Source organism: Hyunsoonleella pacifica (assembly GCF_004310335.1).
Lineage (GTDB): Bacteria > Bacteroidota > Bacteroidia > Flavobacteriales > Flavobacteriaceae > Jejuia > Jejuia pacifica.
In genome coordinates this window covers 604498-622759 of sequence record NZ_SIRS01000001.1, presented here as the reverse complement: position 1 = coordinate 622759, position 18262 = coordinate 604498, and the positions used below count along the sequence as shown (strand labels likewise).

Genomic DNA, 18262 nt, shown 5'->3' with positions numbered 1-18262 from the left:
ATTACCCTCTTAATACTTTGCTATTCTGTTCGCTTCATTCAACCTTGGTTTTATTTCATATACCTTTAGATTGATGACATTTCTTGATTAAAAATGTATCTGAAGTATAAAAGAATAATTACTCCCAAATCAATTTAATAAACTTGCTTTCAAGGGCATTAACTATAATGTTTTGCGTTTCTTTTATTTCTTCTCCCACAACATTAGTTTCAATAAATTTAACTGCTGTTCCTGAAAAAATCTTTGCCTTAAATGTACTATCCTTTCCTGCTACTTCCCTAAGATGTAGTAGTATCGCATTTTCATTTTCAAGAGGTTTAGCATTGATAATTAATACATTATCTGGAATATTTGAAAGTACAGACAATTTGTTTTTACCTACTTTTTCTATTGGGCTAGCAGGAATTATTCTGGGTAAAAAAGGTACTCTATGCTCCCATCCATACTTTGTAGCTGCTTTATTGCTACTATTATCCATACTGGTTAGACTATAAGTCCAGGTATACATACCACGCTGGTCTGCATTAAAATTTGTAACCCAATAATTATTCATTGGCCAACTAAACAAATTATTACTCTTAGGAACGGCTCCATAATCAAATCGGCCTGTGTTAATATCTCCAAACTGCATTATTGGTGCTTCTGGAGAAACCAATACTATTTGCTCATTTTTATTTTTAATTTGCACATAGTTTTGCACGGTATTCCAATCATTTGCCGAGCCTGGTATTTGCTCTACTCCTGCTTCTATAGGTCCTCCCGAAATTTCAAAGTGTATTTTACCTTCGTCTAACTTAAATGGAAACGAAATATAAAAACTCTCTGGGTCTACTATAGGTTTTTTCTTTAGTTCAAACGCAAAGTCTATTCTTTTTGCTGTATTAAAGAGCTTAATTTCAAATGAAAATGCTTCTAAATCATCATAAGCTGTTTCTGTTTTTCCTCTAAACTTAATTGTATTCCATATTTCGCCTTCTTTAATTTCAGAAAGCCAAACACTATCTAAAGGCTGTCTTGTATAGTCTTTTAAATGTCCATATCGTGCGCCATTTACAGTTTTTGTAATTTGTAATTGCTCTCTTCCTCCAAGTTTTTCTAAAATGAATTCTCCTAAGTTGTATTGTGATGTTTTATCTAGAATATTTTTAGATAAATCTTTATCATAAATCTGGGCTATTGTTCCTTTTTTCTTATCTATTTTAATAGAATACCAAGGGTTATCTAACTGAATATAATGCGTTTTTTCTTTATAATCGAAATTAGCATTGTGACTATGCCTTTCTCCATTTGCATGCGAGTGAGCGTGGTGGTCTTCATAAACTTCTATATTGAATTTTTTATATCCAAAAGGCGGAATGTTTTTTACCCAAGCTGTCCAATACGTACCTCCATGCCAAGGTTTTAGTATTTGAGCAGGATATACAACCCCATTATCATCTACTAATCGTATTTTTTTTCCATGAGGTACTTGTTGGTGATCTATAAACATTTCTATTAGACCTTCTCGCTCCCAATTTAATGTATTAAAAACTGCTATAGATGCGTCCTTAGATTTCCCCATGTACTCATTTAACAAGCCTTTAGCTTCCTCAACTATCATGCTAGACCTTCTTGAGGCCTCCCAAGCATAGGATTCCTTTATTTCACGTTGTTCCATAGTGGCTTTACTATACGGTTGCGAAATACTCTCTTGAGCGCCAAATGTATGTTCTCCATAAAACAGAAGGGCTTTGTTGGCTTCAAATATTCGGGCGTCTATGCCTTTAGGCATACTAGACCCCATTAGTTTTGCCATTGATAAACCACCTTGGCCTGCAATTAGATTTACATGGGCATTTCTAGTTGCGGCTACGTCTCTAGCTCCAGAGGCAACACCATCTGTCCACCAATCTGGCCAATGTGCTTTAACTTCTATAAGGTCTTTGCCGTACTCCTTTTCAAAATCTTCAAAAAAATCACTAGCCACAGCCGTTCTAATTTTTGGCCACTTGTATTTCTCGTTCCATTGTTTAATTAAATGGCTTGCTTTCATTGATGGTGGAGAATTATCGGTCATAAAACCTGAATGTTGTATCGCTGTTTTACTGTAAGGGTACCCACGTTCTTCTAGTTTAATTAGATACTCCAGGAGGTGTTTTTCAAAACTCTCAAAATCGGATTGATGTACTCCAAAAGTATTCCCTGTCATGTAATGCTCTGCTCTATAGGTTAACATCTTTTTTCCTGATGGAGACACCCACCAAAAAGCTAAAGGGGTATCAAAAGAAATTAAAGCCTTATGCCCATGAGTTCCCATGGTTAAATATTTAACATCTAAGGTGTTAAAGTAATCATTCATACACCATGCAATACCGTTTACATCGTTTTGCATTGCAGATGTAACTTTTATACCTTTATCTGCAATGTTTTTAATTGGCGCCAATGATGCTGCTAATGATGGCTCATCTGGTAGCTCATTAAAATTGAAATACATTCCTGTTATTTCTATTCTTCCTTCTTCAACTCGCTTTTTTAATCGTTCAATTTGTTCTTGGGACCTACTGTTTAAAAACTCATCTACTGCCCATGAGGCTTCGCAAGTCCATTTAAATCTTGAGGTTTCTGGGAAATTGTCTGTAGCATCACAATAATCTAAAGCATAATCAATATATCTAGGGTGTTCTGCTAAAATCTCTGTTTGAGACCTTGTGTATCCTATATCAGTATGCGAATGTTGTACAAAATTAACCTCCCACTTTTTTAGCGGTTTTAATTTAATTCTTTCTGTAATTTTCTCATCTCCTAAATCTAAACTTAGCGTTACTGTTTTTTCTTTTTTAACTTCAGGATAAATTATTTTAATAGTTTGTATGCCTGGTTTTAAATTAATCGTTCTTTCTAGTTTACCATCAATACTTAACTGTCCATTTGCTGGTTTTTTTATAAAAACAATTTCTGCAATTAGCGTTTGAAAGTTTTTTCCGTTTTTGTTAATTAAAGCTGGTAATGCCGTAATGTTTATAGCTTCTGTAAGGTTCTTTTTAAATATCTTAAAATAGGTTTGTTTCTTTTTGTTAACAGCATCTACAGCTAACTTTAAGGACGTTCCTTTTTTAAGGCTCTTGGCAGGTACTGTATAATATAAAAAGCCAAAACAACCATTGTTATTGTCTAAATAATGCTTTTCAAAACTAAGGGTTCCTTTGTTTTTTAAGGGTATAGACCAACGACTTGTTTTTGTTCCTGGCAATACTATTTCTCCTTGCTTTACATCGTTTACATAAAAATTAAATATAGTTCCTGGCCCTTTGGCATCATATCCTGCATAATGTACAAAGGTTATTTCTCCATCGTGCTTTTTAATATCTACTGGTACTGTTTTCCATTCTATTCTCTGATTGCCAACGTTGGCTCTAGAAACTATTGTTCGGTTTAACCCTGCTACTTCTTTTGCTCTATGTTCAATTTCATTGCCAGATATTTTTTCTGCATATCCTGCTAGAAAAACTTCATTGGGTTTTTGATTCCTCTGTCCATAAATGGTCAAACTACTGAACATGAATAGCAATAGTATTTTTCTCATAAAATTTCCATTTGTTTTATTCGTTTAACAGTTTGTTCTGGTTTATAATGCATTCTTATCCTCCAAATTAACTCTTCTACACTTACCACTTTAAACGCTTCACTTAATTTATCTGAACTTAGTTTTGCAGCACCAGCACCAATAACATTACCTAGTTTGTTCTCTTCTATTGTATTAACAAAATCTCCTATATCAGTAAATCTGCTCCAAGCGTGGACAGAAATTAAACTAAATGGGTTTTCTAAATTTTCTAAGTTCAATTTTTGAGCTACAAACGTAGGGTTTCCTTCACGCTCTGTATTTATATTTCCAAAATTCCAAATTGCATACTTAACACTGACTACAGGAATATCATATCCTTTTGAGTTGGTAACCCACATAATATCTCCTGCTCCTCCAGCATAAGGCGCATATTGGACTGCTAAAATACCTTCCAATTTATCATTCGCATTAACATAGGTTTGATATGCTTCTCTAGCCGCTTCAGAATGCACATCCTTTGCCATTAAAGCTAAAATTTTTACGTTATGTTGTTTCATATAAACAGCTATATTATCAGCTATTCTATTAAGGCTTTTAGTTCTATCTGTTTTTTGCCCATATAAATCAGCATAATTATAACCTCCTCCAAAAGTTTGAATAATAGTAGTTTCTGGAACTTGTTTTTCTAAAAGTAGCTGCAACATTTCTGGGGCCATCATAGACAAGTTATCTATAGGTAAACCAAAACCCATTTTTGTTGCTTTTACCTCAGGATGCTTATAGTAGTCAACTGAATAAAATCCATTCATCATCCATTGCACATTATCGCCATCAGATAAGTAATAAGAGATATATTTCTTTCCCTCTTCTTGAAAATTGATGGTTTTTGGGTTTAAAACTTTTACCTTACCATTTTGTCGTTTTTCATAATTTAATGATGTTAAACTTGTATTGTAAAACCAATCAGCCGGCATCATAATGTGAGCGTATTCAGATACCTTATTCACAAATAAATCTTCTGAAACACCTTGTTCCCAGCCATAAATAGGAGCTCCCGGTTTCAACCATTTTAAAATCTCTTCAAATAATGCTACATTTTGTCCAGATTTCGAATTATTGTATTCCTTATTCAAATTGATAGTAAACAAATTATTTTTTATAGCAAGCTCTCTTAATTCTCCAGTTCCTACTGGCATTATTACTAGGGCTTTATTGCTACATTTATCTTTAAACTCTTTCCATGCATCTAGAGTACTTTTTTTAGAGGCATCATACATCATTTTATATCCTGATTTTTTAAAGAATTCTTTATCTCTAACGTCCACAATTATAGAGTTATATACATGAGAGGCTACAGTAGCCACCGTGTTACTTTCAGGATTATTTTCTACGTCTGTTAATACATAACCATTAAACAAATCTTTTATATTAACTTTTACTCCATTATCATCTTGATACGATTTAGTAGCCAGTTCAACACCTGTTTGTTTACCCTGTTCTTCAATCTCCATATCATCTAACGTTTTTTGTATTAAACGATACGATTCTTTTCCTCCATGGTCGTGTAACCAAATAGCAACATCGCTTTTTCCTTGTTCTACTGCTCTGTTGGTCAATCCGGCAATAGATTGACAAAGTAAATGATACTGTAAACCTTTAGTTTGTTCTTTATGTCCTAACTCATTTTTATTTGGCTTTGGTACAACTTCAGTGCAAGACCAGTAATATTTTGGCTTTATTTTCATCTCCAAATGCCAATACTGCCCTTCATCTTTAAAAGTGTCCAGACCATTTATATAATGATTAATTTGCTCTTTCTGTTTCTTATTATTCTTATCACAAGCCTGAAAACACGTAACACACATTACTACAACTAGTAGTGTATTTATATTATTTCTATTGAGAAAAAAACTTATCAAATTACAAATCATACAAAAATCATGTTTGAAACATGTTACACATTAAACTTACTAACCAGATGCCCATACCAAGTAATATACAGAAAGCATAATAATGGCAAAACGAAAGAAAAAGATACTTCTGATACGCCTAATATTTGAGTATCAGCAACCCCACTGCCTCCTAAATCTATAATCATACCTTGTAACTTTGGCATTAAAGCTCCTCCCACTATAGCCATTACCAAACCTGCTGAACCTACTTTAGATTGTTCCTCGGTTAAATCTTTAAGTGCAATACCATAAATAGTTGGGAACATTAAAGACATGCAAAAGGATACGCCAACTAATGCATACAAACCAACAACTCCTTTAATAAAAATGGTACCCAGTACAAAACACATGGCTAGTATGGCAAAAATCATGAGTAACTTACCTGAACCAATAAATCTTAACATATAAGTTCCTATAGCTCTACCAAATGTGAATAAAATAAAAGCCGCCATTTGATAATATCCAGCGGTTACGCTATCCATACCTATGCCCTCTGCATACTGGTAAATATAAGTCCAACACATAATTTGTGCTCCCACATACAGTATCTGCGCTAGTACACCCAAAATATATTTCTTATTTTTGATTAATACTGAAAATGTATTACCCATACTTGGCATCTCCCCTTCTTCTCTAGCTTGGGGCATTTTACTCACTAAAAACAACACAAAAACACCAACCAGTACCAGACCAAGAATAACATATGGATTCCTAATGACCAGTAAATCTGAAGTTTTAATAAGAATTTTAGATGCTTCATCCAAAGCACTAAAATTTTCAATGTCATCAGATTGTAGATTTTTAAGTACAAACTGTTGAGCCACAAATAATCCCAATATGAGTCCTACCGGATTAAATGCTTGCGCTAAATTTAATCGTTGGGTCGCCGTTTCTTTTGGCCCCATTGCCAAAGCATAAGGGTTTGCCGCTGTTTCTAAAAATGCTAATCCGAAAGTTAAAATATAAAGTCCCAAACAGAAAAACCAAAATAGTTCTGTTGTGGCGGCGGGATAAAACAACAAAGCTCCAACGGCATATAGTCCTAATCCAATTAATATTCCTGTCTTATAAGAGTATTTTCTCATAAACATCGCCGCAGGTAGCGCCATACAAAAATAGCCTCCATAAAATGCCATTTGTACCCAAGCAGCTTGAGAATTTGATAGCTCCAATACCTTTTTAAAGGCCTGAACCATGGGGTCGGTTACCGCATTGGCAAATCCCCATAAGGCAAATAAAGAGGTTACTAGTATAAATGGTATGACCATTTTTTTGGGAACAACTGGTGTCTTTTCTCTATGCGCCATAATGAATTTTAATAATTGAATGTTTAATGAATCCCAAATATGTATTAAGCTGTATTAATTTATACAGACATATTGTTCAAATTCATGGAAATTTCAATTAAAGGAGAGCTATAGGTATCGATAACTTTATAGCCTATTGATATCTTAAATACTTAAAGCCTAGTTTACTATTTAAGTAATTCACTTGGAGAATACCCAAATTGTTTTTTAAAGACACGGCTAAAATATAGGGGGTCATTAAAGCCAACTAAATCTGATACTTCTGATACATTATAGCGTTTGGTTTTTAAGAGCTCGGCAGATTTTTTTAAACGGATGGTTCTTATAAACTCATTGGGCGACAAATTAGTAAGCTGTTTAATTTTTCTATATAATTTTGAAGTACTCATGGCCATTTCGGTGGAGACGAAACTTGGTGTTAATTGAGACGAATTCATATTGGTTTCGATAATCTCTTTTATTTTAGATATCAAATCAATATCTATCTGCGAATGAGCTAAGGTCATCACATCACTTTCTGCCTCTCCTGAAAATTGTTGTTTTAACTCAAAACGTATTTTAATTACGTTTTCTATTCGAGATTTTAGTAAGGCGGGGTCAAATGGTTTTACCAAATACCCATCTACACCAATTTTATAGCCTTTAATCCTATTCTCATTTTCAGCTAATGCAGTAAGCAAAATTAGTGCAGTATGGCTCAGGTTTTCATCATTCTTAACGGCTTCAACAAATTTAAATCCATTCATTACAGGCATCATAACATCCACCACACACAGGGCTGGTTTCACTTTTTTACAGATTTCTAAACCTTCTTTGCCATTTTCGGCTTCATAAACTTTGTAATAATCAGATAAATAATCTACAATGTATTGCCTTAATTCTGGATTATCTTCAATGACCAAAACTTCGTGTTTTATATCGGCATCAAAAATAACCTTGGTGTCTTTAACCCTCAGCAGTGCCTTAGGTTCTTCACTTGTAATATTTTCAAGTTGTTTTTGGGTATCTTCATTATCCAGCTCTAGGATTTCATCTAATGTATAGGCGTCTTTATTAACAGGTAACTCTACCGTAAAAACACTCCCTTGGTTGGGCTCGCTTTCTACGCTTATATTACCTTTGTGGATTTCTACAAGTGCCTTAACTAACGAGAGTCCTATTCCTGTTCCTGTGGTGTTCTTTTTACTATTCCTCGCTTGATAAAATCTTGAAAAAATCTTCTCTTGACTTTCTATTGGAATCCCTATACCATCGTCACTAACTTCAATAATTAACTTATCCTTTTCATTATCTTTTATACCAATGAATAAATCTACATTGCCAAAATTGTTTGTAAACTTCATAGCATTGGATAATAAATTGTACAGGATTTTATTCAATTTGTCAAAATCCACCCAACACACAATGGCTTCATCTTCTGTATTAAAGTTGAAGTTTATGTTTTTTGATTCTGCTAACTCTACAAATGAGTAAAAGATACTTTTCGTAGTCTGCAATACGTCAACTTCTGAAATTTTTAATCTCAGCTCGCCCGTTTCTGCCCTTCTAAAATCTAATATCTGGTTTACAAGCCTCAAAAGCCGATTTGCATTTTGATGGATTAAACTAATTTTATTTTTGGCACGTTGCCCATTGTAATCTTGATTTAACAGCTGTTTGGCAGGCCCTAATATTAATGTTAATGGCGTTCGTAACTCATGGGAAATGTTGGTAAACAAACGCAGCTTTTCATTATTTAAGCGTTCATCTCGTTCTCTCCTATCTTTTTCAAGTAAAAGTTCCTGTTTTAATCGAATACGGTATTTAATTTGCTTCCTTAAAAAATAGGTTAATATTGCTAGAAGTATTAAAACGATAATAAAGAATTGATAGGTTAGCCAAAAAGGGGGCAGTATTGTGATGTTATACCTAGATTCGTCACTCCAGTAACCGTTATTATTAGAAGCCTTTACTTGTAAGGTATATTTTCCTGGATATAGGTTAGTATACTGTATGGCTCTAGAATTACTGGTTGTTGTATTCCATTTATTATCAAACCCTTCTAGTTTATATTGGTACGTGTTTAAACGCTCATTGGCGTAAGAAGGGATTGAGAACTCTATTGAAAAATTCCGATTTCCATAGGTTAATTCTACATTATTGTCATAATTTAAATCTTTATTTAAAACAATTTGATTATCAATTCTAACACCTGGTAATACTTCTTCGTTTTGTATTTTAAATTCTGTTATTAAAGGTTTTGGTGCATTGGTGTTTTCTTTAATATCTACAGGAGAAAAATAAATAATGTCCTTATCGCCACCTATATAAATTCTTGTATTATCATATTGCAAAAACCCTCTTTTGTTTATGAGGTTAGAACGTACTCCGTTATTGATATGAAACGACCTATATTCATTTTTCTCAGGGATATATTTTACAATTTTGTTATAGTTCATATTTAACCATAAGCATCCGTTGATGTCGGTAGCTATATCGGTTATCCAACTATTTTTTAATTCTGAAGGGTCTTCCTTGGGTAAAAAGTTATCTTTCTTGGCATCATAATAATTTAATCCCTTTCTTGTAGCTACCCAAACATTGCCGTTAACATCAACAATAATATCTTTTACTTTGTTATTGGATAAACTTTCTTTATTTACTTCATGTTTATAATGCCTAGTTTCTTTAGTGTGGGTATTATATTTAAACACACCCTCTTCTGTAGCTAACCAAACTATATTGCCTTTATCTGGAACAATTTTATTTACATCATTTAAGGCTTGTAGTTCGCTATTTATCTTAGAATATGTTTTTGTATTTAAATTATATTCTACCAATCCTTCCCCCACAGAACCTATCAACATTTTTTCTTTTGATGTTTGATGAAACGTTAATACTGGAGAAGATGTAAACCCTACGCTCAAAAGCCTCTCGCGCTTTGTTTTTAAATTAAATGCTACAACTTTACCACTCCACAACCCAACATAAAAATCGATATTATTCACGGTGTAAATACTACTTATTTTCGTGTATTTATTTAATATTTGTGTGAAACTATTTTCATCTTTTAAAAATATCCCGTTGGAATGTGTTCCTATTAAAAGTTTGTCATTATACGTTTTAGCAAAGCAACTTATAATGGGGATACTACCTTTTGAAGTAAAATTTGCCTTAATGGTTTTAAATTGATTTTCGTAAGGGTCTAACTTATCAAGACCATTCTCTGTACCCACCCATAGTATTCCTGAATAATCGAAAAAAAGTGATAACACATAGTTATTAGCGAGAGAGCTTGTATTGCTAATATCTGGAACATAGCGTTTATATGTATTACGTTTTATCTCATCGATACTCTCACATTCAATGATACCGTTAGAGGTACCAAACCAATATTTACCATCTGGAGCAACTGTATAACACCTAAAGTACTCTCCTAAACCATCTTTGTGAAGCAAACGGAATTTAGCTTCTTGCTGGTTGTATTTATAAAGCCCGTCTTTGGTTCCTATATACAAATCATTTTGGTGGTCTTCTAGAATAAAATAAGCATCAGAGTCATTTTGTAATTCGCCTTTGGCAGGAAATAATCTATGGTTTAGTAACTGACTTATCTTATTGTTTTTATCTATGGTAAAACTAAAAACTCCCATATTGAATGTTGTAAACCATATTTTCCCGTTACTGGTTTGATATATCGACCTTATATTTTTTACACCTTCAATATCTACTTCATGAAATTTATCGTCTTTTTCATCATAAAAACAAATTCCATTTTGCATGGTACCTACCCATAATCTATCTGAATTATCAATAAAAACAGACCTAATTTTATCTCCTATTATTTTATTTTTTTCATTCTTATTGGCATGATAGGTTTTAAAAGTGTGAGTGGATATATTATACTTTGTTAGCCCAAAATCTGTTGCTATCCATAGGTTATCATGTTTATCAATTACAATTTCTAAAATATCATCGCTATGTAAGTAATTAGGTGTATTTACCTTACTTTGGTAGGCCTTAAAATCGTAACCATCAAATCTATTTACACCTCCAAAAGTACCAATCCATAAAAACCCGTTACTATCTTGTACTATATCCCTAACCGAGTTATGCGACAATCCATTAATTTCATTGTAATGTTCAAAAACCAGTTCTTGTGCTTGTGCGTAACAGCAAAACAAATACATGGTAAAACATAAGAAATTGAACTTTTTCAAGGCAATTGGATTTATTTAGAAATTACTTGATTGGTACTTAAATTTATCACAAAATTTTCAGATGGAGCTCCGTTTAAAAACTTTTTGAAGATTATACAGAATTGCAAGAAGTCACTCTCTATCTCTGATGGCTCACTAATTCCTTTAAAATGAATCAAGTAGGCTTCTATAATACTTTTATAGTTTTCAATCTTTTTTGCTCCAATATCTTGAAATGCCAACGTATCTGCAGAACGTAAGCGATACAAATCGAATAACATGTCAAAACCTGTCCAGTCCTCAAATCCTTCTAAAGAGTTTTCGTCAATTGAAACAAATTCTGCTAAACTACTCTTAGTTAAACTCAGTAAAAACTTGGTAAATGGAATGTCCCAATCGTTTTTTAAAAACCTATTATTAATTAGGCCCTTCAAATGACTTTGCGTAAAATCTTTATAGCTTTTAGCATCTAAAATTGTTGAATCCCATAACGTACTGGCATCATTACTTTTTAAATGGGCGTACTCTTGTTGGTATAGCGGAAAGAGTTCCTTAAATCTGGGCACATTGTCTATAACGACAGTCTCAATCTCAACCTCATCTGCGGAGACCGTTGCAATTTTATAAGCGGGAATATATGCCGCCAAAGATGGTATTTGCACATTTACCAAACTACCTGATTCAAAAGTAGCGACACCTGTATCATTAATATGCATGTGTCCTCCAAAATGTACTTTTACCCCTGCTTCAATAAATGCTTTGGCTACTGCTTCTTCTGGCACACGATGCAGTTGCATTTTGTCTTCTCCTAGTAACTTCCGTATGTTTTCTGAAGCACCATCGTTAAATTCTACGGTTGGAAAATGACTAAAAACAATTAATTGTTTATTCAGCGTTTGTGCACGTTGTGTTACGCTTTTTATCCATGCTATTAGATGTGACTTATGCGATAATACATTATTATAGCCAATACTTGCACTGCTATAGTTATTGGCATCCTTAGGCACATAAACATTAGCATCAATAGCCAAAAACCACAGTCCCTCTGTAGGTTCTACCAAATAACTTACATCGGGAATTTGGCTTCCAAAAGGTGGTATTTTGTAATTTCTATTTGATAATTTGGCTTGTTTAAGAGCTTTATCAAATTGATAATTATCGTAATTATAATCTGTAAATGGTGTCTCCCAATACACATCATTTTGCTTAGGATAGAAACCAAAATCTTTTAATTCATTTAAGATGTCTTCGTAACCTAATTTTGCAATATCTTTTGTATAAATAGGTGCTAACGCGTTGGAGTCTTTCGCTTTGTATATCGCTTCTGAACTAAATATGGGTTGCCGTTTTCCGCCTTCGCCTATAAAATCATGCTTGCCCGCTTCTTGGTAAAATGGACGCACGGGGTCGTGATTACCCGTAGTTAAAATAAACTTGATGTTATGTGCTTCCGAATACTTTTTTAAAATCCGTTTTAAGCCCTTTATATTCAGCATTTGCCCATCATCACTAAAATCCCCAGGCAACACAACGTATTTAATGTTTTTGGATACTATATCGTCCAAAGCCGACAAAAAAGCGAAGTAGTTCTCATTAAATAACCGTGTAGATTGCAACTGAGACTGCATGGTTCTGGCTAGTGCATAGGTATTGGTATCAGGGTTTAAATCACTATCAGAAAAACTACCATAGATATCTTGCAAATGCACATCGGCCATAAAGGCTACTTTATAACTTTTATCATCCCTTTCTTTTTTACAAGAAAAACACACCAATAGTATTAATATAACGATACTTCTGTGCAATATTTTGCTATTTTAGTTTAGTTTCTAATGGAAAGGCATACGAGGTTTTCCAACCGCCTAAATCGATTAAAATCTGGTCTAACATTACTCCGGGGTCTACCATCCAAATTTTTAATTTATGCATTCCTGCCGTGTTTACTACTTGCTTAACGGATTGTACCGATGCATTTTTTAACACATTTTGTTTCCAGGTTTCACTTCGTCCAAAGGTTTGAAAATCAACTATTACAGGTTCTGCATCATCTATAGCTACTGCACAACGCACACCCGTATCATTATTAAAAGCGTGTGTTGGTACAGCCTGTAAAAACACATCTACCTCCCCAAAATTAAAGGTATAAAAATCATATTCTAAAATAGGACTATTTTGCTTTATGCCTTCAATAGTGGTTTCAGAAGTTGCGCTTCGCGGAAGTGCCACACTTACATTTCCTGTATAGCCTAAACCAGAAAAGGTTGTCCATTTGGCTTCTTTTCCGTCTGTTTTTCTATTGAAATTTTCAGCATTTATTGATACAAAACCTTTGTCTTCAACAAAACCTTTATAAGTTTCTAAGCCTTTAAACTTTGGATTGAAAACCGAAACACCAAGCGTTGTAGTTTTGTTTTTGGTTACTACATCTATAGCCGAATTCACTTTGTAACTTGGCGGTATTAGCTGGTAATCGTGTCCTAACGGCGCTTCCTTTTTATTTTCTCCCTGCGGTACTTTATCCCGGTCTATGGTAACCCAAATACGCTCTTCTAATTGGTCTTTATCTAATTTTCCCGAGGTTTTAGAAAGTATAATCCAATCGGCTTTAGGTTGTAATTCCCAATCCAATTCGCCTTGTCCTTTTAAAAATACATCCATGTAATATGTATTCTCTGTGTAAGTATTAAACACCGGAAAAACATCGGCATAAGAATTTATAATCTCATCATTTACTTCCATTTGATAGCTCTCGATGGCTATCCCCAAGGTATTTGATTTTTCGGTTAATGGGATGGATGCCGTTGGTTCTGAAAACACGGGCAAGTGCCTAGGCGACATGCTCATGATATGCTTCCATTTTCCATTTTGAAGCGTGTTATTAAAATAATCGGTTTCCTTTTGAATGGTTTTGTAGGCCTCTAAAGATTTCGTTGCAAAATCCTTGGCACTCTCTCGCCCTTGTGATGCTACAAAGGCATTTTTATAACTGTACAACCATTTTAAATTTAGGTTTGAAGCGCCCGAGATTGGATAATAAACGAGTTGATAGAAGGCATCTGCCCTATGGTTGGGAATATTTTTTTGAATAGCCTTCACACGAGTAAGTAAATCTTGATGCGCTTTGATACGCTTACTAACCTCATCGCCATAATGGTATTGTGTCAACTCTGTATCTCCCGCTTTGGTAACAGGCTCCACACTACTCCAGGCCATAAACTCAGGTCGTCTTTGAAACGCCAATTGATTGTATTGATACATCAAATCGGTAATGGCATCTGCATTGTTTTTTCCAAATTCTCTGGCACTCCAATCCATATGATGTGCTCTAATAGTATCGTCATTTTTAAAGCCATTAATATCCCAAGCCATGTCCAAAAACAGCTCGATATTATATTCATGTGGCTTAATATCGCCACAATTCAAAATCCAAATATTTTGAGACCCAAACTCGCATGCTTTGGTCATTTCTTCCCACATTAAAACAGGATTCGTCGAGTTTAACCATAAATAATCGTGTGGTCTACCCCAGTAAGATGTGTGATAATAGACACCCGCTCCTCCGCTTCGTTGTTGCTCTTGGGCATTACTTAATTGCCGAATATAACCGTAGTTATCGTCGGTCCAAACCAAACTTACATCTTCAGGTAAATCCAATCCGCTTTGGTAGTAATGCAACACCTCTTTATATGGCACAAAAGCCTGTGGTTTTGTAACACCTTTTTTAGAATTTGCTTTTAAAATCTCGCGTTGGTCGGTTATAACCTGTTCTAAAAGTTTTACTTGCGAATCGGTATCGTCTTCGCCAACAATCATGGGCGAATCGTGTTCCCCACGCATACCAACTGTGTAAATACCTTCAAAATTTGCAGTTTCTTTAGCTCGTTTTTTGAACAAGGTCTTTATGGATTCTGAATTGGTATCATATCGATAATCGCCCATAGTATCATGATTCCATTCTGCATTGATGTTGCACAACATAGGTTCTGCATGCGATGTACCAATAACAATCGCGTAATTATCGGCTACTATTTTATTTTGCGGATAGTGGTAAAATGCCTTAGTGCATTTGTGCATTGCCGGCCAAATAGTATTAGCTCGTAGGCGCAACAATAGTTCAAATACTTTCGCATAGGTTTTTGGGCCAATATCTCCCGTTTCTGGCTCGTAATTGAGTGCCGACCACCGTTGTAACCCCCAATCTTCGTCATTTAAAAATATACCTCGGTATTTTACTGATGGCGTTCCGTAGGTTTTGTTTTCAATATTTAGCACAATACTTTCTTGCTTTTCTGGAGTAACATCTGCCCACCATTCCCATGGGGAAACTCCTATCATTCTGGAAATTTCTAAAAGTCCGTAAGCCGTCCCTCGTCGGTCTGATCCAATAATGACTAATGCTTTTTTTACGCCTTTAGAAGGATTTTCAATGACTTGAATCGTGTAGGTTTCCCATTTCCCTTCAATTTGAGAGACATCAATGGTGTGCTTTTTAATGAGTTGATTAATAACTTTACTGCTCCCTAATGTTCCTGCTATAATTTGACATGGGGCTTTCTTTTGATGTTTCACAACCGTTTTTCCTGAAACTTTTTGGATATCGCTCGCCAAAATATCTGAAGCAATATCGACGACTTTGGCATCCCTTTTATCTATGATAATAGAGGCTACTTCTCCATTTTGCACTATTGGAAATTGAATACTATTTTGCCCCCAAAGAGAAGAACAAATTATTAGAAATATGAATTTTATATCGCGTTTATTCATTTTATAATGTCTTTAATGCGTTCGTAAGTACCATCCTCAAATTTTACTTCAAAAGTAGATTTGAATAATCGTGAAGGCTGATAATAATCTGTTGAAATCACTTGCGCTCCCGAAGCCTTTGCTTTTTCAAATTTGGTATAATCGTTCGTTCGGGCCTCTTTTGTTCCAGCATCGGCACGAGTTCTTACCATGTAACCTTGTTCCACCAATTGCTTGATATATTCAAAATCGGTAATGGGGTTGTTCACTATTCTAAAGGCCGATTCTGGGTTACCCTCTTTACTATTCACAAAAAACACGCGATTTTTCAGCGTATTGTCCCCATTCATATACAGACTATTTTTATGAGCCTTTTCATCTAAAACAAACAGAAATTTCCCTTTGCAATCTTCCAGTTTTGGCCAACCTTGTTTTAAAACGGCTTCTTCTAAAGTGCCATGATTTCCTCGTACATCATCTGGTTGTATTAAATCCTCTTTTGTAAATACTGAAAATATTTCAGCATCTAATTCTTGATACGCTTTCGCTGAAAAGGGAATTGGTTTGGTTAAGTCTGGTATTACCTCGTCTTTCGTATTCATTAAAATTATGATAGGTAGGTGTGCAGGATTGTTATCCGACCATTTTTTCATCGCTTTTAACGCCTCTTTGAATAACAAATGATGACTTCTAAAATCGATATCTTGAATATGAAATAGTTTAAAGCCTGATTGTTTCAATTGTTCTGCTTCGTCATAAGGCATTGGCGTTTCTCCCGATTGTTTGACAATATCTAAACCTTTTGGATTTGAAAAATGACCGCCTTCGGGGTCGTAAAACACATCTAGCTCTAAATTTCGTAAGCCAAGATTTAACTGTGCTTCTAAGGAAATATGCTCGTATTCCAATGACTTCGCTTTACTGGAATCTTTTAAAGCGATGTAATTTAAAAGTGGTTGTTCAATCGCAATTTTATAGGAATTGTGGCTCCCAATTACCTGAATATCATTTAGCTTTATGGGTTGCTCTTTTGAACATCCAAAACTTAGAAGCACAACAAGTAGAACAAGGTGCTTCATATTTAAATGGATTTAAGAAGTTCTGGCTTTTCGTTGTATAATTTCAAGATTAACTCGCCAAAAAGGGTGTTGGCCCAAGCAAACCAAGAACGTGAAAACTTAGACGCATCATCCTTATGGAAGGTTTCGTGCATAAAGCCCTTGCCATCATGTGTGTTCATGAGTTGTTTTACACACCACACAATTTCAGAATCGCTATCGCTGGTCATGGCCCTTAAAATAATACCCATAGGCCAAATGGTGTCTAAACCTGCATGCGGACCTCCTTGTCCTTCTCCCGCCTTTCCTTTAAAATAATAAGGGTTGTCGTCACTTAACAGATAAGCTCTTGTATTTTTATACGCCTCTAAATCATAATACTGCTCACTCATTAAATACTTCATAGCGATTAAAGATGGAATGTTTGGGTCGTCTATAAATGCTTTGTTACCAAAACCGTCCACTTCAAAGGTATATACTTTACCATAGTTTAAATGTTCTGAAATGGCATATTTGTTTATCGCATTTAGCACTTCATTTGAAAAGGATTGACATGCTTCTGAAAACGCTTTGTCTCCAAAAATATCATTATAAATCTCGCTTAACTGGGCTAAAGACTCTACAGCAAATAAGTTAGAAGGGATTAAAAATGGATACATCGTGCCATCATCTGAAGGTCTAAACGCAGAACATATAAGTCCGACAGGCTTAATAGGTCTACCCTTTCCTCTAAAAGGCGTAATGATATTTTTATTTCGTCTTACACGCTCAAAATAATAGGGCGTTTCTCCATTTTTACGTTGCTCAGTTCTTAGCGTCTTTACCGCGAGTCGCATGGCTTTATCCCAATCGGCATTTAAAACAGAGGTGTCTCCTGTTTCTTTATAATATCCATAAGATAAACGAATGGCGTAGCACAACGAATCTATTTCCCATTTACGCTCATGCACACCGGGTATTGGGGTTGGGCGGTCGTCCTTCCATTTGGTTTCTCTGGTCAGGTCTTTATAAAATGCGTTGGCATAAGGGTCTAACAAAATGCATTTGGTTTGCCTATTGATTAAACCTTTAAATAACTTTTTTAATGCTTCATCTTGATTTACCAAAGGCAAATACGGCCATACTTGGGCTGTAGAATCACGCAACCACATAGCATCAATATCGCCAGTAATAACAAAGGTGTCTGGTTTGTTATTTATGACTTCGAAATCTACCGTGGTATCTAAAGTGTTTGGAAAACAGTTTTCAAAAAGCCACGACAATTCTGGGTTTTTTATGCCCTTTTTTACCGTTTTAATGGTATTCTCAACGGCTTGACTTATAAAGGTTCTATCGGCTAATGGCGGTCTGTTAGATGTATCAGATGATGTACTTGAAGCCATCGTAAATGCCGAACAACTTAGTGTCGCAACTCCCGTTGTACCTATAATCGTTTGCTTTATAAATTTTCGTCGTGTGGTCATAAAAATGATATTTACCT

Annotated in this window: 8 protein-coding genes; all 8 read right to left on the bottom strand. The window is 34.8% G+C overall.

Going from position 1 to position 18262, the window contains the following annotated elements:
* Positions 1-118 precede the first annotated feature (118 nt).
* The 8 genes from EYD46_RS02375 to EYD46_RS02340 all read right to left on the bottom strand — a co-directional run bounded on the left by EYD46_RS02375 (position 119) and on the right by EYD46_RS02340 (position 18245).
* The gene (locus EYD46_RS02375) at positions 119-3562 is read right to left on the bottom strand and encodes a glycoside hydrolase family 38 N-terminal domain-containing protein (protein WP_130935447.1); all 3444 of its coding nucleotides are present in this window, start codon (positions 3560-3562) and stop codon (positions 119-121) included.
* Entirely contained in the window at positions 3559-5475 is a 1917-nt protein-coding gene (locus tag EYD46_RS02370; RefSeq protein ID WP_130935446.1) for a GxGYxYP domain-containing protein, read from the bottom strand. The genes EYD46_RS02375 and EYD46_RS02370 overlap by 4 nt, the downstream gene beginning before the upstream one ends.
* A gap of 23 nt (positions 5476-5498) precedes the next feature.
* Entirely contained in the window at positions 5499-6803 is a 1305-nt protein-coding gene (gene fucP, locus EYD46_RS02365) for an L-fucose:H+ symporter permease (protein ID WP_130935445.1), read from the bottom strand.
* Positions 6804-6970: 167 nt separating this feature from the next.
* Positions 6971-11002 carry a hybrid sensor histidine kinase/response regulator gene (locus tag EYD46_RS02360; RefSeq protein ID WP_229731256.1) on the bottom strand — a complete coding sequence of 1344 codons (4032 nt, stop codon included), beginning with the start codon at positions 11000-11002 and terminating at the stop codon, positions 6971-6973.
* 11 nt (positions 11003-11013) lie between these two features.
* Positions 11014-12786 carry a metallophosphoesterase family protein gene (locus EYD46_RS02355; RefSeq protein ID WP_229731255.1) on the bottom strand — a complete coding sequence of 591 codons (1773 nt, stop codon included), beginning with the start codon at positions 12784-12786 and terminating at the stop codon, positions 11014-11016.
* Positions 12787-12793: 7 nt separating this feature from the next.
* Complete coding sequence (locus EYD46_RS02350; protein WP_130935444.1) at positions 12794-15745, bottom strand: glycosyl hydrolase 115 family protein; 2952 nt, start codon at positions 15743-15745, stop codon at positions 12794-12796.
* Positions 15742-16803 (bottom strand): phosphatidylinositol-specific phospholipase C1-like protein, encoded by a 1062-nt coding sequence (locus EYD46_RS02345; RefSeq protein ID WP_130935443.1) that lies wholly within the window; start codon positions 16801-16803, stop codon positions 15742-15744. Before EYD46_RS02345 ends, EYD46_RS02350 begins: the two co-directional genes overlap by 4 nt.
* A gap of 2 nt (positions 16804-16805) precedes the next feature.
* Positions 16806-18245, bottom strand: a complete 1440-nt coding sequence (locus tag EYD46_RS02340; RefSeq protein WP_130935442.1) for a glycoside hydrolase family 125 protein — start codon at positions 18243-18245, stop codon at positions 16806-16808.
* Positions 18246-18262: the final 17 nt, after the last annotated feature.